At 41.5% G+C, this 20,140-nt stretch carries 15 protein-coding genes; 5 read left to right on the top strand and 10 right to left on the bottom strand.

Features of this window, described 5'->3' with window-relative positions; translation table 11 throughout:
* Positions 1–180 precede the first annotated feature (180 nt).
* Complete coding sequence (locus tag AC570H_RS03725; RefSeq protein ID WP_497351846.1) at positions 181–1,209, bottom strand: IS110 family RNA-guided transposase; 1,029 nt, start codon at positions 1,207–1,209, stop codon at positions 181–183.
* Between the two features lie 1,616 nt (positions 1,210–2,825).
* Between AC570H_RS03725 and AC570H_RS03720 the strand changes: the two genes are divergently transcribed.
* Entirely contained in the window at positions 2,826–3,314 is a 489-nt protein-coding gene (locus AC570H_RS03720) for a DinB family protein (protein WP_497351844.1), read from the top strand.
* A 10-nt stretch (positions 3,315–3,324) separates the two neighbouring features.
* Here the strand turns inward: AC570H_RS03720 and AC570H_RS03715 are convergent, their stop codons facing one another.
* Positions 3,325–4,362 carry a hypothetical protein gene (locus AC570H_RS03715; protein WP_497351842.1) on the bottom strand — a complete coding sequence of 346 codons (1,038 nt, stop codon included), beginning with the start codon at positions 4,360–4,362 and terminating at the stop codon, positions 3,325–3,327.
* Between the two features lie 67 nt (positions 4,363–4,429).
* A complete protein-coding gene (locus AC570H_RS03710; protein WP_497351840.1) occupies positions 4,430–5,296 on the bottom strand; it encodes a hypothetical protein in 867 nt (288 codons plus the stop codon).
* A gap of 714 nt (positions 5,297–6,010) precedes the next feature.
* Between AC570H_RS03710 and AC570H_RS03705 the strand changes: the two genes are divergently transcribed.
* Entirely contained in the window at positions 6,011–7,213 is a 1,203-nt protein-coding gene (locus AC570H_RS03705) for an exo-beta-N-acetylmuramidase NamZ family protein (protein WP_497351838.1), read from the top strand.
* Positions 7,214–7,341: 128 nt separating this feature from the next.
* On the opposite strand, the gene AC570H_RS03700 is transcribed toward AC570H_RS03705, so the two are convergent.
* The 3 genes from AC570H_RS03700 to AC570H_RS03690 all read right to left on the bottom strand — a co-directional run bounded on the left by AC570H_RS03700 (position 7,342) and on the right by AC570H_RS03690 (position 8,893).
* Positions 7,342–7,575, bottom strand: a complete 234-nt coding sequence (locus AC570H_RS03700; protein ID WP_497351836.1) for a hypothetical protein — start codon at positions 7,573–7,575, stop codon at positions 7,342–7,344.
* Between the two features lie 161 nt (positions 7,576–7,736).
* Positions 7,737–7,985, bottom strand: a complete 249-nt coding sequence (locus AC570H_RS03695; RefSeq protein WP_497351834.1) for a hypothetical protein — start codon at positions 7,983–7,985, stop codon at positions 7,737–7,739.
* A 140-nt stretch (positions 7,986–8,125) separates the two neighbouring features.
* The gene (locus tag AC570H_RS03690; RefSeq protein ID WP_497351832.1) at positions 8,126–8,893 is read right to left on the bottom strand and encodes an OmpA family protein; all 768 of its coding nucleotides are present in this window, start codon (positions 8,891–8,893) and stop codon (positions 8,126–8,128) included.
* Between the two features lie 62 nt (positions 8,894–8,955).
* Between AC570H_RS03690 and AC570H_RS03685 the strand changes: the two genes are divergently transcribed.
* A complete protein-coding gene (locus tag AC570H_RS03685; RefSeq protein ID WP_497351830.1) occupies positions 8,956–9,564 on the top strand; it encodes a sensor histidine kinase in 609 nt (202 codons plus the stop codon).
* 78 nt (positions 9,565–9,642) lie between these two features.
* Here the strand turns inward: AC570H_RS03685 and AC570H_RS03680 are convergent, their stop codons facing one another.
* The 4 genes from AC570H_RS03680 to AC570H_RS03665 are packed head-to-tail and all read right to left on the bottom strand — an operon-like array spanning position 9,643 to position 17,268.
* Entirely contained in the window at positions 9,643–11,802 is a 2,160-nt protein-coding gene (locus AC570H_RS03680) for an alpha-N-acetylglucosaminidase (protein ID WP_497351828.1), read from the bottom strand.
* 19 nt (positions 11,803–11,821) lie between these two features.
* A complete protein-coding gene (locus AC570H_RS03675) occupies positions 11,822–12,298 on the bottom strand; it encodes a DUF5018-related domain-containing protein (protein WP_497351826.1) in 477 nt (158 codons plus the stop codon).
* A gap of 18 nt (positions 12,299–12,316) precedes the next feature.
* Positions 12,317–14,188: a RagB/SusD family nutrient uptake outer membrane protein gene (locus AC570H_RS03670; RefSeq protein ID WP_497351824.1), complete on the bottom strand. Its 1,872-nt coding sequence runs from the start codon at positions 14,186–14,188 to the stop codon at positions 12,317–12,319.
* 20 nt (positions 14,189–14,208) lie between these two features.
* Positions 14,209–17,268 carry a SusC/RagA family TonB-linked outer membrane protein gene (locus AC570H_RS03665; RefSeq protein WP_497351822.1) on the bottom strand — a complete coding sequence of 1,020 codons (3,060 nt, stop codon included), beginning with the start codon at positions 17,266–17,268 and terminating at the stop codon, positions 14,209–14,211.
* 415 nt (positions 17,269–17,683) lie between these two features.
* On the opposite strand from AC570H_RS03665, the gene AC570H_RS03660 reads away from it, so the two are divergent.
* Positions 17,684–18,499, top strand: a complete 816-nt coding sequence (locus AC570H_RS03660) for a helix-turn-helix domain-containing protein (RefSeq protein ID WP_497351820.1) — start codon at positions 17,684–17,686, stop codon at positions 18,497–18,499.
* 40 nt (positions 18,500–18,539) lie between these two features.
* The gene (locus AC570H_RS03655) at positions 18,540–20,069 is read left to right on the top strand and encodes an FAD-dependent monooxygenase (RefSeq protein WP_497351818.1); all 1,530 of its coding nucleotides are present in this window, start codon (positions 18,540–18,542) and stop codon (positions 20,067–20,069) included.
* Positions 20,070–20,140: the final 71 nt, after the last annotated feature.

Below are 20,140 nucleotides of genomic sequence, written 5' to 3'. Positions count from 1 at the left end.
AGTTCCGAACTGGGCAGAGCCAAGGCACAAATCATGATTAATTATATGCCAAAACTTGAAAAACCAAAGTCACTGACGCCGCCCTTTTAAAAACAATCTAATTGCTATGGTCTTATAATCAAACTATTCAAAATTGGCCGGATGAGGTCATTCAAATTGGCTTGTCCAATCTGTATTTGTTCATTCTTTTTGTGGAGCTGCATGCTCCCGATCGTAGATCCTGTCCTGTTTGACACAGGCAAATATCCTTGTGATCAGCTTGAACCTTACCGCATTGATGACGCTCATCTTGTGCTTGCCTTCCCCGATCTTTCTCAGATAGTACTCCCTTATATCGGGAGCATACCTGTAGGCCGACAAGGCACAGATATGTATAAGGCTCTTGAGTTTTTTGTTGGCTATGCTAGAGACCCTCGCCCTCATCTTTACCGAACTGCCAGATCTATGTGAAAATGGTGCAACGCCCACATAGCAGGCAAACTTTCTTGGATCGCTGATTTCCCGGAACTCGTTTGTTGATATCAGAATGAACAGTGCCGTTACAGGACCCACGCCAGTGACAGAGGTTACTAGTTCCATGAGGTGGCTGACTCTTTCATCGGATTTCCAGACACGTTCGATGTGGAGCTCCAGTTCCCTGATGTCGGTTTTCATCGCCTCTGTCGTCCTGGAGCATAACCTAATGTTTTCTTCCGAAGCCCTGCTTTCCAAAAAGCCTTTTTCTTCTTTTAGGGGTGCCCCGATTGCCGATTGAAGGCTCACCAGCCGGCCTCTCAGGGACAAAAGCCTTGCCAGCTTCCCAAGGACGGGCCGCTTGGGATTCCATAGCCTCAGTTCATCCCTGTGTTTTACCAGATAGCGCGCTATGCGGATTGAGTCGGCCTTGTCCGTTTTGCCCCTTAGGATTCCAAGCGTGCGCCTGATGTGCAGCGGGTTGTGGAGCAGGAATTGGGACTTCGTCCTTTGCAGGCAGGAAACCAGATGGTTGCAGTAGATGCCCGTCTGTTCCATTCCGTAGACTGAATTCGAACTGGTAAAACCATGTTCCTTCCTGCATTCCCGGATAAAGCCCAGTATGTCATCCGGACTGTTAACGATGGTGTGATGCGAAACCAACCTGCTCCTTTTCATTATGGCAATGTCGAGTTCATTTCGCGAGACGTCTATGCCGATAAAGAAATCAAACCTCCAGTCTTTTGATCTAGCCATTTTAAACGCGCTTAAGACCTCCCTTGCAGCCAGTGACTCGTACCCATCCTTAGGTCTTTAGCCTTGGCGGACTCCAGTTCTCACTGGCTGCATCCAATGCATCGAGAAAAGGCCGCAAGGCTCGCACCCAATATAGGGAATTCCCTTGGACCTCTCACTAGTTCCCCTGCCGCCTACTTGATAACAGCAGATTGAGAGGCTATTGTAAAACATATATCAAATTTAAAAATAACCAGATAGATTTCAATGCGCCTTTTGGCAACGAATATTTTTGACTGTACAGACACCACAGGCCATTTTATCCTGTCCCAAGCTAAAACAACATGGTCGCACTGTTTATTGAAGGGAATTGGCTCAACTGTAGAATGGAATAAAATAACCTTATACACCTGCCCTTTATCTTCATCCGGCTAAACAGTCACGCCCATAAAACCACTCCAGTGTTGCTGTTTTGAGATTCCGGACATGATCTATCTATTTCCGCGTCAATTTTTCCCTTAAGCGCGGGTTTCATCTCTTTCATTACACCTAATTCGCTTTCGAGAGACATCTCTCCAAATTTTTTATTACCGTCAGTTATTGTAAAGCTATCCTTCAGATAGGCTTCTATTATCTTGTCGCTCTTTGCCTGCCTCATGCAGCATAGCTGCCACCAACTTTGTTCAATGCTGTTGCCCCTGCCTCAAGTAGTCTTTGTTTATGAAGCCCTTATCATTCAAACGTACAAATTTCGCTTCATCCGAAGCAAGCCCTTTCTTAATCATATTTAATGCGCCTCCGTTGATAGGCTTGACTTTGTTTCCCTCAGGATCAAAAAATACTATCGGATTATTTAGACAGAAACCATAATGACTAGTGTTAGGATACTTTTCAGACATTTGTGGGGGTTATTCCAAAAGTGGCCACTTTTGGATCGAAACCAAAGTTTTGGGGGATATGGAGGATTTAAAGAACAGGTTGAGCGAAGCAATGCCGAATGGAAAAGCCTTTTATCCGTTTTAAACGAACCGTTTCAAATGCAGAACAGTCCTGTTCTTCTGTGGTTTCTTTGTGCTGTGTAACAAAAAATTAAATAACTTTGTATCGATAAAAGGATTGTAGTACTTCGAATCGATGGTTTTAAGTATTGCGGGTTTTAATTTAGAACGTAGTAATTGATCCTATTTTGTTTAGTTTTTTCAGTCGTGCGTCATTCGTGCGTCCTTGCGAAAAAATACAGGAAAAACAGTCATATCTGAGCGCAAACGCATAAAGTTAGACCACCGCTCTGAGTACGAAATTCGTAACTAACTAAAATCAAGTAGTTACAACAGTAAAAAGGATTAGAACCTTAAATGAACAAAAGCCTGTAAGCAATTAACTTACAGGCTTTTGTATTATAAATACAACCGCTTCTCTCCGATTCTCATTGTAAAATCTCGTTCAAATCACTTAAATTATTAATTGATTTTTAGAATTTAGACTTAGCTTGTGAAGCGTGTCCTAACAGCAGAATTAGTATAGTCTTTACGCCTAGACTCCTAAAAAATGAGCTATCAATTTGAACTTTAACGTGAAAAGGTTACTTTAGAAAGCCCAATGAATTCTGCAGCCGCTAAGGACTTAAACCAACTTTAATGAGTAATGAACGTTTCGAATGTGAGATTTTAAGAGCCAGCAGGACTAGGCTATTGCAATTGATGGAAACAATTGATAACGAGCTATTATTTAAAATTCCAGAGGGTTTTAACAATAATATAATTTGGCAAATTGGTCATTGTATTACTTCCCAACAGCGGCATATGTATATGCGTAGCGGATTACCAATGTATATATCTCAACAATTTATGGAGTCCTTCAAAATAGGATCGTCTCCAGGTTCTTGGAAAATTACTCCAGATGTTAATGAGGTGAAGCATTTGTTGATTGATACTGTTAACCGCCTTGAATTAGATCTGGAGTCCAGCTTATTTGTCAACTATGAGCCCTTTGAGTTACCCATGGGATTTCAAGTGAAAAATCATGTCCAGGCACTACAAGCCGCTAACTATCACGAAGCGGAGCATAGTGGAAAGATTTTCATGTATTTAAAGCTGTTAGTCAAAGAAGTGCATTTGGAGCAGTGAGTATCTAAAATCAATAAAAAGTATAAGTTAACTTTAGTGCGTTACGGTCTTCAAAATAATGAGCAGCCTTTGCTGTAGCGGATTTTCGTTGTATCGCTACCAGAAAGCCTTTTTTGTCATAGGTCATGATCAATTCGCTCACCTTTTGCCCACTCCATATATCTTCCATCAACATCAGGTTCTTGCTTTTGTTATAGCTGTACTTTTCGTTTCTTGGCTTAGCCGCAGTAGGTACATCGGCTTTTTCTACCAGTAGCCCTTCTTTGTATTGATACATTTCTGAAGGCGTTTTGGCTTCGGCACAGTCGCTATGGTAAAACAAAGCAACCGGAACTCCGTTTAAATAATAATAAGTAATTTTCTGCGCGCAGGTATCTGTTTCTCCATATTGCTTTTTAAAATCGTAGTATGCTGTCCGCTCTTCTGCCTCAAACTTGTCTTTTGTATAATAGCGGTAACGCCAGGAAGAAAAATTATTTTCGGCGATCATTTTGTTCAACAGGTTTTCGTCTAGCAAATCACCTTGTATTATCGTTTTATCAACGCCCGGCACAGGTACACCTTGCCAATCGTTGTTTTGTGGCCTGTTTGGCATTTGAGCATTTAGCGTAAAGGTTCTGATCCTATCAATCCTATTCTTTTCATCATATTGGTAACAGTCGATACGTACAATGCCATCATGATAATCAATCTTGGCTTTTTTATCTATCAAACCCTTTGCATTGTAGTAATTTCTTGTATAAAAGGCTGTATCTGCTTTTTCCTTATTGTGGCGTATGAAGGTAGTGCCAGTTACCAAGCCATCGGTATTAAAATCATAAAAATAGCTCATGGTTACCTCGGCATCATCTTTAAACACAATACTTTTCACCTTTTTTTCCTTTATAAAAGCCGGATTGAATGGAAAAACGGTTTTTGTAAAATATCCTTCTTCTGCAAATGGGCTAACCGTATAAAAAGGTGGCACCTGAGCTTTACCTGCAAGCATGCCATTACAAAGCAAAAGGCAAATGAGAAAAAGGATAAGTTTATATTTTGAATGCATCATCTCATGGGTTATTAAAGGGTAGATTTTATTTTTCTATCAATACACAAGCCAATTCTTTGCTTATGAATTAGTATATCTCTAACTTATTACTCCCTTTCACCCTATGCAATTCCAATCCATATTGTTTTCTTTTCCCTTCCTCATCCTTCGAGTATAAAGGCGTAACTCCATTTGATGTAATTAGGCCAACCAGTTTCCCATTGGGGTGGATAAACAATTTATAGTCGGTTAAAGGTTGCATATAGCCTTTAGAAGACGAGATGCGCTTTTCTAAGGATTCTAAATAATCCTTTCGTTTCTTCTCGTCCATATACACTGAAACCATTTCCCTTTCACGAGATTTTTTGTACAATTGGAGATAGGATTCATAATTTCCCTGATTAATTATGCTATGAACATTTTGATAATATTTAAGCACTTCAGACAACAGTTTAGCAGGATCTTCTTTAGTTAAGTTTAACGAATTTGTAAACCCTTCCAGCTCATAGGGTACATCGGCATCAAATGTCCATGTATAAACCAATGAGTCTACAGGTTTATCAATAGCTGGAAAGCTACATCTTTTCACATTTTTAACCGGCGCAGCTGAAGCATTTTCTGTATATACAATATCAATAAAATAGTCTTTTACGTCTTTAGGCAATATTTTTGAATTAGGATTCAAAGGCTTTACAATAAGCACTATATTTTGAACCCCAGATTTTGATATATATGGATTTAAATACTCGTTCCCGCTGATCACTCCATCCTTTCTATTGCTAACCATTCTTACGCCATTAAAAATTATATCGAAGCGACCGCTAAAATCATAAGTTGCGAAATAAGTTTTTTTTATTTTTTCCGTATAGTCATAACCCTTTTGTTCCTGCTTAGCTTCATTACGGCTACTTATAAAGAACGGTATAATCAATACGATATATAATATTTTTTTCATCAAAATCGGAGAATATTATGGGTAAATAAAATAGACATTTATAATTTTATCAAAATACAGTCAACTGTCAGGTCTTAAATTAACAATAACTGAAATCTGTACTTCTAGAATCACCAAAACGACCTTCATTCACCCTTTAATTCATTTTTATCATATTTCTTAGCATTTGTTTTTGGCTAGCCAAAATACTTTATAATTAATCAAATTCAGAAACAATGGTTTTAAAATATTACTCACCTTAGGAATTTATTCTATTTCAAACAATTCGATCCGCATCTGCCACTAAGCCAACGCGCAATAGCAGGCATGTGAAAGTTTTATTCCATCACACAACATGTTAGCCAGCATCAACCCGCTGGTTCAGCTTTTCCCATCAAATCGGCACTTGGAATAGCGATTACACATTCTTCAGTTACAATGTATTAATAATATCTTTTTCGACTCTCGTTCGACTCTTCTTCGGGAAAATTGCGTTTAAAGGGCAGTTATCCGAACAACTCTCGAAGAAGACTCGAAGAACTCAGCTAAAAGACAGACATTCCCGGACATTTTCGGAAATTTCCGGACATCCTCATTGAAAAGCATTTTTAGAAAAACATTCATACAAATATGTTTTATTGAATTAGTTATATTTGATTGCCTAGGCAATACTAATGGTTAGGCTTGCCATCAAAAAATCTAAAAACAATGAGATTTATCCCTATACTTATTTTAATGCTTCTGGCAGTCAGCAACATTAGAGGTACCTCGCAAATTGCATCGTCAAACCAAAGTACGTCCAATAAGAATGGAATTATTACAGGTGCCGACCAGACCGAAAAATATTTGTCTTACCTCAAAGGAAAAAGAATTGGCCTAGTGGCAAACCAAAGCTCTATTATCGGCAAGAAAAGCAGTGTAGACAGCTTATTGAGCCTTGGAATTAAAATTGTAAAAGTATTCGGACCAGAGCATGGTTTTAGAGGAAATGCCAGTAATGGAGCTGTAGTGGGCAATGAGAATGATGCCAAAACCGGTCTTCCAATCATCTCCCTATATGGCAAGAATGAGAAACCAACAAAAGAGCAACTGGCTGATGTTGACCTCATGGTTTTTGATATCCAGGATGTGGGCTGCCGCTACTATACCAATATCAATACGTTAGAATACGTGATGGAAGCCTGTGCAGCAAACAACAAGGAACTGCTCATTCTCGACCGGCCTAATCCTAACGCCTATGTAATAGATGGACCGGTAATGACCGATGATAAATTTAAATCGGCCATTGGGATACATTATACGCCTATGACCCATGGCATGACGATAGGAGAATTTGCACAATACCTTAATGGCGAAGGCTATCTTAAGGAGCGATGCAAAATAAAGATCATTAAAGTTGCCAATTACAGTCATGACCTGCCTTACGTACTACCGGTAAATCCCTCGCCGAACCTAAATACACAACAAGCTGTGCTGCTTTTCCCGAGCTTATGTATGTTTGAAGGAACAGCCATCAACGAAGGCCGGGGAACTTATATGCCATTTACGATTTTGGGAGCGCCCGCATTGAAGGGCAAGTATTCATTTTCCTACAAACCAGTAAGTATTCCTGGAATGAGCGAACGGCCAAATCAAAAAGACTCTGTTTGTTATGGGCTCGACCTCCGAAACTATGACATCGGCAACTTACGGAAGAGCCGTCAGCTTAATTTATCATGGGTAATTGAACTCTACAAAGCCTATCCAGACAAAGCCCATTTCTTTGGTCAAGAAAGAGCCAATACAGGTGTTTCTCCCTTTGATTTACGTATTGGTACAGATCAACTGAGGAAGCAACTCATAGCCGGAGTATCTGAGGCCGAGATCAGAAAAAGCTGGGAACCGGGCTTACAAAAGTTTAAGGCTATCCGCGCAAAATATCTTTTATATCCCGATTAATGAATTGGTAATTTGCTAAACAGAACTGCTCTCAACCGTTAATCTGCTTGGCCTTCCCCCATTTATAGGGTTTAGCAAGAGCGTTCTTGGTCTTTACATTTCAAAAGAAGACCGCACTATCATCAAGATCAGGTCTTTTCATGTTGTTCTACAATTAGTTTCACCAAAATATTTCTCAATTGTTCATTTTGCAGCTTTAGCTCAATCAGGTCCATCGCGATCTGTTTATATTGTGCCAGCCATGTTTCAAATACATCTCTTTCTATCTGCCGCTCCTCACAAATTTCATTTATCGACCTGCCTTTATAGTATTGTTCAATACTATAGACGATCACCTTTACCGAATTTTCTACAGTATCCATGCGCTTTGTCTTCTTTTAATTGCTAATATTATCGCCATGCCAATAGGATGTAAAAATTACTCCTAATGATACTGTTCCCAATGAACATGGCCAGTATCTTCTACCATTGTATCTTGTTTTGTTGTACTTATATCTATCTTGTTTAAAGCGCTACTGCTAACTTAGCCTTCTGTCGTTTTATTGTTGTTGAGCAGCCAGTTCTTCAGGCTAAAATCGACAATCATATTCCGCAGATTTGAATTTTCTAGCTTGAGTTCCATCAATTCAAAGGTAATCTGCTTATAATCCAACAGCCAAACATCAAACTCTTCCCTTTCAATGTTGTTTTCCTCAAGAATGAGTTCAATTTCTTTTCCGCTATAGTAGTCTTCTATAGCGCTAACAATACTTTTTACTGAATTTTCCTTCATGTCTATTGTTCTCCCATTTTTAAAATCATATCAGCCCAAAAGTTGAGCGCTATATTTCATAAATGGTCGTGCAAGAGGGCCAGACAAATCATCCCCTAAATGTTAGCCCTCTATAAGAAAGCACGACCAAGACCACATTATTAGTATTTCACTATTTTAAATTCTGTTCTTCTGTTGGCCTGGTGCTCGGCTACCGAGCAGACTACCCCATTGGCGCACCTGTTGGTCAGCTGGCTTTCGCCGTAACCCTTGGCTGTTATCCTGTTCTTGCCAATGCCCCTGTCAATAATGTACTGGACGGCCGAATTTGCCCTGCTCTGCGACAGCCACTGGTTGTACTGGTCGTTGCCCCTGCTGTCGGTATGCGATCCCAGCTCGATCCAGATCGTCGGATTCTCCTGCATGAGCTTCACCAGCTTGTCGAGCTCCCTAGTGGCATCTGGCCTGATGTTCGACTTGTCGAAGTCGTAGTAGATGTTCTCGATCCTGATGGCTTTGTTGATCACGATCGGCTCCAGCTGCAGGTCCTGCCTCAGTTCTGTAGAAACGGTCAGGTTCTGGGTACTAACGGTGGCACCATCGCTACGGAAGTCTGTTTTTTCTCCAGTTAGGCTGTAGTCAGCTGCTTTTTCAAGATTAAATTTATACCTGCCATCAGCCTCTGTCTGCACTTTTATTATTCCGCCACCAACTTTTGCCAAACTAATGATGGTATTGCCCAATGGCTCGCCTGTTTGTTTGTTATAAGCCACCCCAGTCAATTTAAATAGAATCGGTTCTTGACCTTTAAAACTGTAGATATCATCATCGCCCAGGCCTTCTACCCTATTTGAAGACAGGTAGCCAGTGGTAGCATCACTTAAATTGTAGGCAAAATCATCTTGTGGCGAATTGATCGGATAGCCCATGTTTACAGGCTTACCTAATTTATCCGATATACGTAGCGCTTTGAATACATCGAGTCCGCCCTATGGCAGCTGTCATCAGCATTGTCGGGATCATTAAGAATGCAGCTCTTCCCGCCAAACACATCCGCTTGCTCGAGGTTTTGGAAGCATCGAGCGTTAATTCATTGGAGATGATCACCGACCTGCTCAACATCAATGCCAACAAAGAAGGGCTTGTAAAAGAACCTATAGAATTACATGTTCTTTTACACGATTGTGTTGAGCTTTTAAAGTTCAGGGCAAAAGAAAAAGGACAAGCCATAGAGCTTAAAACGCAAGAGGTAATCGTATTGGCGAATAGGGAAAAAATATGGCGGGCTGTTAATAACCTGATCATCAATGCAATAAAGTTTAGCCATGTGGGAAGCAAAACTGTGGTTGGAATGGAAAAACGACAACATAGCGTTGTCATCAGTGTTCGAGATCATGGCATTGGCATCCCTCCAGAGCTAAAGGACAATATTTTCGAGCTGTTCTCTGAAGCCAAGAGATTGGGCACTTCGCAAGAACATTCATTTGGCATGGGTTTGGCCATATCAAAGCAGATTGTTGAAGCCCATGATGGAAAAATATGGTTTGAAAGCGAAATGGAAAAAGGGAGTACCTTTTTTATTGAATTGCCTTTAAGCTGAGCAAAATCAACAGTACTGAAGGAAAACAATCTTCCGTACTGTTGAATAATATTTTGATAATAAGGGCCTTAAATTACCTTATTTGTAGTTGGCAATTTGGCTTGCCGCAGTTTCGAGAGGATTTTCAAAGGGCTTAATTTGGCTTATTTTCGAATTTAAGACCCAATTCTCTTCCCAAGTTTTTACATCAAATGATTTACCGGTTTTCTTTGCTTCCAATAAATGCCTCATTCTTTCGCGGTAGAAATCGCGCACCAGCCCGCTCCATACTCTACATGAATAATCATTTACCGGAGGGCCCCAAACAGTGACAATCCTGCGTGCACTTTGCTCGTATAGCTGTTTTAGTTTTTGATCATTGGTATGTGCCGAAGCAAAGCCAACCCATCTTTCCAATCTGTTTAAGGGATGGGATTCCAGCAACCGATCTAATGTGGCGAGTATATCGAGTCCTTGCTTTCCGTATTTGTCGCCATTAAAGGCATCTTTCTTTTCAAAAGCTTTTGCCGCTTTATTAAAATAGCCTTCGGCCTTTAAGCCCAATACCAATGCAGCACGTTCAATCGCATCGGCCTGGTAGTTTTTAGATTGGCCCAATTCTTTGCGGCAGCTTAAAAACAGTTCGACAGATTTAAAAAAATCATCAGTTTTATTCATGTTGCCTATTTGAAATTTCCCCAACTGCCAGTTAAAGCTAGGGTGATCTATCAAATAACTATAGCTGCTCTTTCTCAACAAATCCCACGATTTTTTTATAGAATCGGGATATGCCCCATATCTGTTAATGGAAAAATCCTTAATCCAATCATCAAGATTGACAGAATCTTTTGACCATGCAACATCTGTTAATAGTTCATAAATCACACTGTTGTTTTCCAAGCCTTCGCCCGAAATAGAAAAACCAATGAGGTTATTCTTTTTGGCAGATGCCAGCGTTTTGGCGGCGCCTGTTGCATACAGATCCAATTTGCCGGTATAAGCTGTTTTCCCGCCCATGTTGGGTACAAATCCGTAAACCCATTGCTTGCCACTAAAAGCATTTAAAAATTCCCAACTGTTGGCATAATCATTTGCATAGTCTAAAATCAAGATCTTATCATCGGGCACCTTGCTAAATAAGGCTTTTACATTTTCAGGAGGCCATTGTTTCCGTTGGTAACCAAACATCCAGCCTTGGATAACCCATATTGCGTCTTTGTTGCTTTGCTCAATGGCATCGAAAGTGAACTTGCCGTAATCGGCCAATAATTCTGTTGGGGTTTGTTCAGATTTGGGGAGTTCCAGCTCATTAAAGCTATCTACTAAAAAATACTTGGCCGGACCAAACTCTTTTTGCCATTCTTCCATGTACAGCTTCGTAATTTTCTTAAACAATGGATCTTTAGGCATCAGCATTACGGGCCTTTTAGATGGTGCAAAACCTGAATTCCACAAGGTGTTATGCAGTTTTAAATCAGGATAGATCCGTTTAATCGCCTTTGGCACAAACCCTGCAAAAGACTGAACGATAGGCTCCATATCCAATTCCTTCATCCTCTTTAAAATCTGATGCTGCAAGGCGATTTGATCTTTGTGCCACGCTTGTGGCAAAGTACCCCCCACACCTTGGATATTGCCCATCCTTTGCCAAGGCAATAAGGCCGGGGCCACATAAAAACTATCAATTTCGGCTTGCGTAAGTCCCAGTCTTTTCCATACCCTGGCGGCAATAGCTTCGGTGGCAATTGGCGCCATCAGCATATTAAAACCATGCAACGCCTGCCAGTCTAGTTCCTGTTCCCAACGTTCCCAGCCCCAAAAGGGCGTAGTATAGCCTGATGTAACCACATTATAAGCCTGCCGAATCTTAAATGGCGAAATAACCTTTATAACTGGTGCATCAGGCAGTTGAGCAGGCACATTGAAATTGTTGCCTGCCCAATCTTCCATGCCCAAATGGTTATTTTTTAGGTAATCGTAAACGCCTCTGGTTAAGGCATTTGCCGAAGTGGCTTTAACAGCAAGCTGACCGTTTTTAGCTTGGTATTCATAATAGTCGTTTTGCCCGTCCTTATTTAATAATTCAAGCCTTATGTGTTGCGCTTTATTACCCAGTGCTCGTGTGAGTACCTGTTTCGCTGCATTTGTGCCCGAAGTTTGTGCATGGATTGGTCCCTGCACAATTAAAGCCAGGAGTAGTAAAATTATTCTTTTATGCATTTTAAATACCGACGAAAGGTAAGATTGCTTTTTCTTCATAAGGTGATTATAGATGTTTCTATTTTGTATAACTCGTAATCTCAATTGTCCAGGTACGTGTTTTACCATTGGCAGCCGTTACCACATATTGACGTGGAACAGTCATATCTGTAGGATCTCCCAATTTAGGAGCTCCGCCAGTTGGCGAAACCGTAGCCGCAGTAGAGATATCAAAATACATCCAAAGATTGGTTTGTACAACTTTATCACGCTCTGCACTGGTAAATGTTCCGTTGGCGGCCGGTACCACTACTGTCAGATTGATTTTGCTACTCGCTTCATCTACATTCTTGGTAACCGTAAGTCTTTGGTAACCAACTACCGGCTGGCCATTGTAAACGGCTGAGGTATTATAGCGATATTCCAGATAAACATTATCTATATTGGTACCATCAAATAGCGGATATTCGGGAAGGTCTTTTTTAAGACAGCCTGTCAACATGATTATCAATGTAAGTAGACAGGTACTGGCAAGAATTTGAATTTGTCTTTTCATGATTTAATTTATTAAGGATTACCAACCTGGATTTTGTGGGCCAAATTTTGGATTTTGATCTATATAACCTTGTGCAATGGGGAACAAGTACCTTCTGGTTTCGAACACCCTTACATTGTTGGAAGAGAAAAACGGACCCTGAACAATAGAGTAATATTTTCTGTCTTTACTGATATCCATTACCCTTGGCGCTTCCGCTAGTTCGGGAATTACAGCGCCCGATGGACGGCCATAATTGGCATCGCCACCGTAACGGCCCCAACGCAAAAGGCTCCAGTAATAGTCGTTCTCTAGCACCAGGTCTACCCTACGCTCTCTTTTGTAATCTTTCCAAGCCTCGGCTGATGAACCTGCCATAGATGCAGGTAACTTTCCGTGTATGGTTCTGGTTTTATTAAGGGTGGCCACAGCGTTGCCAATATCTCCCTTTAACAAATAGGCTTCGGCCAAGTTTAAATATACCCTGCCTAATCGTGTAATTACATAATGATAATCTGTTGCTACGTCAACGGTTAAATTTGGCGATACATTGGTATAAACTCCTTTGTTCCAATACATATTGCTAATACTTTCGTAATAGGCAATGCTGTTGAAATTAATTTTCATCCAACGGGTGGCATTGCCATTGATACAGGTAGTTAAGGTTTCTCCGTTCATTTTGGTAGAGTCGCTCACAATAGACGAATGCCACCTGGCATCGCGATTGGTGTTGTTCAGTGTCCAAATGGTTTCGGTACTGCCTGCTTTGATCATGCCGTGTTTGACAGAGGTTTCGCCACCAGCAACAGGAATTTTAGTTGTAGGTATGGCCGCTGTTTCATCTATGGCGGCTATATATTGCGAAGTCTGATTCCAAGGCAAGGCTTTCGTAGGATCGGCTTTGTCAATTACCAAATAATCGTCGGCAATATTTTGGGTTGGTCCGTGTTGTACCCAGCAAAATAATTTGTTCACGGCGGTACTTTGCAGCAAAGGGCTTCCGCCAGAAGCTGCAATCCTCCCATTATCCAGCAATGGCACATACAATTGCATAGGCGTATTCCCAACAACAGTATTTACAGCCTTTCTATATACTCCCATGATTGTTTCGGCAGACCTTGATTTTTCATTGGTAAACATTTGACCGTAATCAGGCTCTAAAGTATAGCCTGCATTAATTACCAATTGCGCATTATCAATTATTTTTTGCAGCAAAGGATTGCTTGCGCTCACATTGGCGGCATTGGGATAATTCTCATAAGCCAGGGCCTGTAAACACACTTCGGTTAAAAAAGCAGCCGCGGTATATTTGTTCGCTCTATCTATAATTTTAGTAGCGGGCAAGCCTGCAACCGCATCTTCCAGGTCTTTAATAATTAATTTATAAGATTCTGTGGGGTTGGGCGTACTCGAAAGCAACAGCTCATCTTCTGGTGTTAATACTTTATCTATCCAAACAATGCGGCCGGTACTTCTGGCAATATTAAAGTAAGATAGGGCCCTTAAAAATTTGCCCTCTGCTATCAGTGGCCCTTTATCTGCTGATGCAATACCTGCTGATGCCGCTACTTTTTCGATAATCTGGTTACATCTTCTTACAGCTGCCCAATTGTTAAATCCCAAATCTGTATTACGATCTACTCGTTCTGTAAATACCTGTTGGCTCCCATTGTAAATATCGTCAAAGCCTAAAGTATTAACGGTTCGTGGATCTGTTTGAGGACCATTCTGAAAACTGCCCATTATAGTAGCGTAGGTAGAAAATATAAAGGTTTCGGCGTTGGCCTTGTTTGCCCATACCACATCCTCGGTAACAAGATCGTATCGGGTTCCTTCTTCCAATGTTTTTTTGCAGGATACCAGCATCGTAAATGCCAGTGCTACTGTTACAACTATTTTATATTTTTTCATTTTATATCAATTTAAGAGAATTAAAACCCAACATTAAGACCAAAAGCAATTGTACGCTGAATAGGATAACCGCTGTAATTAGAATCAGATTCGGGATCGATAAAATAATCCTGGCTTTTTGAGCTGCTGAGCAGATTTGTACCCGATAAAAACAGACGGCACTGCTGTAACGGAAATTTTTTCAACAATGTTTTTTTAAAATCATAGCCAAGCTGAAGGTATTTTAAGCGAATAAAGCGGGATTTAATTACCCAAAAGTCGCTTACCCTGTCATTATTCTGTCCATTTACCCCACTGGCTGAAACCTGGCGAGGGAACAGTGCATCTGTATTGTCAGGGCGCCAATAGTCTCGTTGAATGTCATAAGCTAGAAATGCGTTAGGATTGAGTCCTTGAAGTAGGGCTCCCATATAGCGGTCTCTATTTCCTGATCCCATAACTACGCCGCTCAAGAAAAAACCTTTATAATCAAGATCGAAGGTGAAACCATAGTTGATCCTTGGCATAGAATTGTTGCCTATTGACCTATAATCGGAAGCATCTATTTTACCATCACCATTTACATCAGCATATTTCAAATCGCCAGCTACGGTATTGATGGAAGCAATACGACGAGCTCCAGTTAATAGATCAGCATTGTTCTGATAAAATCCTAAACTGTGATAACCCTGTGCTTGCAGTGGGTTTGATGTAGTCCCTGATACGCGGGTATATGGATTTTTTAGGGCTGTTTCGTTTTCACCTGGACTTCTTTCTGTTAGTGTATTGAAGTAGGTAAAGTTTACGCCCAATTTATAGTTGAACTCTCCAAACTTATCGTTCCAAACTGTTTTAAACTCCATGCCTTCTCTTCTCGTTGCCCCTTCTTTAAAATTAATCTGTGGCAAGCCAATGCCAAGTGTGCCAGCAAATCGCGGATCGGAAACTGTGTAGCCTGTTGTTCTTTTATAAAAGTAACCAACAGTAACGTTGAGACGCTGCCTTAGCGATGCAATATCCAAACCAAAATTCCTTTCATTGTCTGTAAACCAGGTATAATTGGTACTTGGTAAAATGCCAGGTTCTGATGTACCTTGCACAGGTATGTCATTGATAACATAAACATCAGTATTTACACCATAACCCGGTATATAAAATTTGGTTGAATTACCGGGCAAATTACCTACCTGCCCAACTGATGCCCTAATTTTTAAGTAATCGATAATGTGCTTGTCTTTTAATTTTTGCATGAATTTTTCTTCAGAAATGATATAGCCTGCAGAGGCAGAGTAAAAATTGCCCCATTGTTTCCCCCTTGGAAAAACATCATTACCATCACGCCTAATTGTGCCATCTACAAAATATTTAGCTAAATAATTATAAGATAAGCGCCCTACATAACCAGCACGGTTGGCGGTTCCCTCACCCCCATCTAAAAACTGATTTACTGTTGGCCCTGCTACAAATTGGTCAAACGAAATCTGATAATTGACTCTTCTTCCTATCAAATTAGATGAGATAGATTGAGCCTGCTCTGCTACGCCGGTGAAATCGATGGTATGGTTGCCAAAAACTCTGTTATAGGTAATAAAGCCCTGTATGTTCCAGGTTCTGTTTGTTGAAGTACCAACCTCTAGTGATGGGGTAGAGAAATACTTAGGTGTTGTACTTCCCAAGTCATAATAAGGACCAGGTTCTGCCCAAATCTTTTGGTTATAATTACCCATATTATAACTACCTGTTGTCTTAAAGCCAAGTCCCTTTAAAAAATGGGCTTTATAATCTAAGGTAAGAATGCCATTAAAAACACGCGTATTTCCCTTATTGTATCCGGCAGAAAAATCTGCCCTAGGATCGCCCATTACGGGCAAGCCAAATTCGTTGCCTGAAGGGAGTGAAGCGGGTGATCTTTGCACGTGATCAAAAATGGTTCCATAAGGAGTAGTGGGCGAATGGTTTGCCTCTACATAACCATCGATACCTGTTAACACCTTTAAATTTATTTTTTCGAAATTGCTCTCGGTGTTCAGTCGGTAAGTGACACGCTTGTTATCATATCCCCTGTCGCTTCTCAGCATGGCTCCCTGGTCATAATAGGAAGCGGATGCATAATAGGTTAATGCTTTTGTGCCTGAAGAAACAGACAGGTCATGGCGACTTTCAGGCGTAAAATCTCTTAGCGCTAGTTTAAACCAATCTGAATTACCATAGAGGTATGGCTGGCTTTGGTTTCTGTACAATTCCAATATGGCGTCGCTGGTAGGTGGCGTACGCCCTTCTGCGATGTAAACATCATTTTGGGCCTTCTTCGTATCATAAGAGCTCATCGCTTTCGGCAAGAGCGTAGGCTGTGAGTAAACGGTGTTAAACGAATAATTGATATTTGTTTTTCCCTGTGCGCCTTTTTTTGTGGTCACAAGAATAATTCCGTTGGCTCCTTGTTGCCCGTACAGCGCAGTGGCGCCTACATCCATTAGTACCGAATAAGAATCGATATCGTTGGGGTTCAGGTTTTCAAAATCTGACTGGCTCCTGATTTGATTATCAATTACAAATAATGGAGGTGCTCCGCCACGTATTGATATTTGGCTTTTGGCACCAGGTATACCCGAACTGCTGGTTACAATGGTACCTGCTATACGTCCGGCAACAGCATCATTGATCGATTGTACGGGCAAAGGCGCAACATTGGTCATATCCAAGGTATTAACCGTACTGTTCAGCTTTCTTTTGGTACTGGTACCATAGCCGATCACTACAACCTCGTCTAATTTGTTGCGTGTTGCTTTCAATACAACCGTCATCGTGCTTTCGGCTGTTTTTTCAATCGTTTCGTAGCCGACAATAGAAAAAATCAAGATTGAATTTTCCGGCACTTTTAGCGTAAACTTACCTTCGGCATCTGTTGACACGCCAATTCCTTTAACGCCTTTAACTGACACGGATGTGCCTGGTAATGCATTCCCTGTTGTATCGGTAACCGTACCTTTTACAACAATATCTGCATTTGCTATTTGGCTATTAGCGCCTCCTTTAACAGGCCATACTTTATGTGCTTTGATTACTGCTGCTTGTGCATCAACAGTAATGGCTATTAACATGGTTAATAGCACAAGTTTTGCAAGGCTTTTAACCCAAATCCTTGTTTTGGTTAAGTAATAATTCGTCATATTTCATAGGTAGTTAGGGTAAATGACTGAAGAAACCGTCGTCGTCTTCAGGGCTTTGATTAATTGGTTCAGACTATCGATATGCTGTTAATATGTTAACTAAGCTAATTAAGGGCGCTACTCCATCAAATGAAAAGGCGTTAAAGCGGCTTGTAAACTCCACGAAAGGCTCAAAAACTCGGATGAAAAAAAAACGAACATTTTGTTCTGTTAAAAAATGTCACATCTCATTTATACCATACTTTACTTTGGGCAACGAGAATTGTAAATGAAATTGAATTGTTTAGTTGTAGATGATGAAAATGTATTTCAATAATTTACAGTTCAAAATTCCCTATCTTTCGGCATGCATCATCAAGAATTTGAACCTCCTGAAGAGCTACGGGATAGCATTAAATGCTTTTGGTACAACAGCAAAGACTTTGGCGCAGTGCCATCGAGTTTTGAAGTAGTGCCGGATGGCTATGCCGAGATTATTTTTTATTTTGGAAGCCTCTTCCATGCCCAAAATGGAGACCTGCAACCCTTGCCATCACCATTCCTGATAGGCCTACTCAACCAGCCCCTTCGTTTTCATAGCAAAAATAGGTTGCAAATTATTGCGGTTAGGTGTTTCCCTTGGACTGTATTTGATTTGCTCGGACTACCAGCCGGCAAAGATAGCGTACAGGTATTCGAACATCCCATCGCCCAACTACAGCCTCCATTGGAGAAGTGTATCCACAACGGCCAAATAGAGGAAGCATTGGCACTGATCAGGCAATATTTCTTGAAGGCCCGATCGCAGATTGCAATAGACAGCATGTTATTCAAAGCGGGACTAGCCATGAGCAAAGCAAAAGGGAACATGCCCGTAAGCCAAGTCGCGGAAGCGGCGCATGCAACCATTCGTACGTTGGAAAGGAATTTCAAGCAATCTTCTGGCCATACAGTCAAAGATGTTTCCGGTCTGATGCGCTTTGAACAGGTCAGAAACCGACTGTGGCACGAACCGGCCTGCAACATTGCCAGCTTGGCTTATCAACTGGGCTATACCGATCAATCTCATTTAAGCAGGGAATTTAAACGCTACAGTGGCACTACGCCAGCGGCATTCGCCCGAAAAGCAAAGAAAAGACAAGAGGCGGCGAGCAATGATTTTGTCGCATTTGTACAAGCCTAAGCCCCTCGCCTTTCTGAATTTTGTGGTTCAATTATTACATATGAACACTACACAAAACCATCCTTTCTATGATGTGATCATTTCTGGCGCTGGACCTGTAGGCTTATTCCTTTCCTGCGAACTGGCCTTGGCCAAATGTTCGGTGCTCCTGCTCGAGAAGGCCGAAAATCCGCATTCAGCGTTGAAACAGCTTCCTTTCGGGATCCGTGGCCTCTCAGCTCCTACTATTGAAGCGCTTTACCGTCGGGGCTTGTTTCTCGAGCTTGAACTACATAAACGTCTTAAAAATCCACACATGACCACCATTCCTGAAAAAGGTAAACAAGCAGGTCATTTTGCCGGCATCCCATTTTACGAAAGCAATATCGACACCTCTCAGTGGAAATATCGATTGTCAAGTTCAACCGAAACCAGCTTAATATCTGAAATGGCAGAGTTGGAAACGATACTAACCCGTCGCGCAATTGCCTTGGGTGTAAACATCAAATACGGATCGGCCCTTGACAGCTTCCACCAAAGCGATAAGGGTGTTACTGTTCTAACCGGCGACCAGACCTTTGAAGGCAAATGGCTGGTGGGCTGTGACGGGAGCCGTAGTGCTGTCCGCAAGATTGGTGGTTTCGAATTTGCTGGTACGGAGCCCGAATTTACCGGTTATACGGTTCAGGTTGCTATTGCCGATCCCGAGAAGCTCAAACCAGGCCGAAACCTTACTCCAAAAGGCATGTATCTACAATCTCAACCAGGTTACCTAGCCATCCAAGACTTTGATGGCGGTGCATTTCACGACTCTAAAAAGCCAATTACGCTTGAGCACGTACAGGAAGTGTTACGTCGCGTTTCAGATACCGATGTAACGATCAATGCCTTGCAAGTTGCTACCACTTGGACCGACCGGGCACGGCAGGCCACAGCATATCGCAACGGAAAGATATTTTTAGCAGGAGATGCCGCACATATCCATTCGCCATTGGGAGGTCAGGGGCTCAATCTTGGCCTTGGCGATGCCATGAACCTGGGTTGGAAGCTCGCTGCAATTATCCAAGGCAAAGCACCAGCGTCTTTGCTGGATAGTTATCATACCGAACGCCATCCTCTTGGCGTGCAAGTGCTAGATTGGTCAAGGGCACAGGTAGCCATTATGAACCCTAGTGCAGAAGCCCGCGCATTGAATGCTGTTTTTAGAGACCTTATGGATACCCATGATGGAGCCACCTATATTGCCGGACGGATTTGGGGCATCCATACACATTATGATCTCGGTGGCAAGCATCCGCTAATGGGCTACAGCGTTCCCAATTTTGAGTTTGAAGACGGCACTAAAATTGGCGAATTGATGCACGATGGACAGGGACTCATCCTTGATTTTACCATGAATTCTTCGCTTCAAACTTTAGCCGGTAGCTATAGCGACAGCATCAAGTATGTTTCAGGCCAAGCGAAAGATCAGCTAGGCTTAAACGCCATATTGATACGTCCTGATGGCATCGTTTGCTGGGCTATGGATGGCGAGCCTGATTTTAACGAACTTCAAGAAGCGATAGATCTCTGGCTCGTCAAAGCTAAATAAGAACAAGTTTCCATTCATCAATTGACTTTGCCTGGCCGTTTTGCTTGTTTAACTGGCGGAGACGATGGTGC

The organism is Pedobacter sp. B4419 (assembly GCF_059693725.1).
Note: the sequence above shows the minus strand (reverse complement) of the source record. Positions and strands in the feature narration are given on the sequence as shown.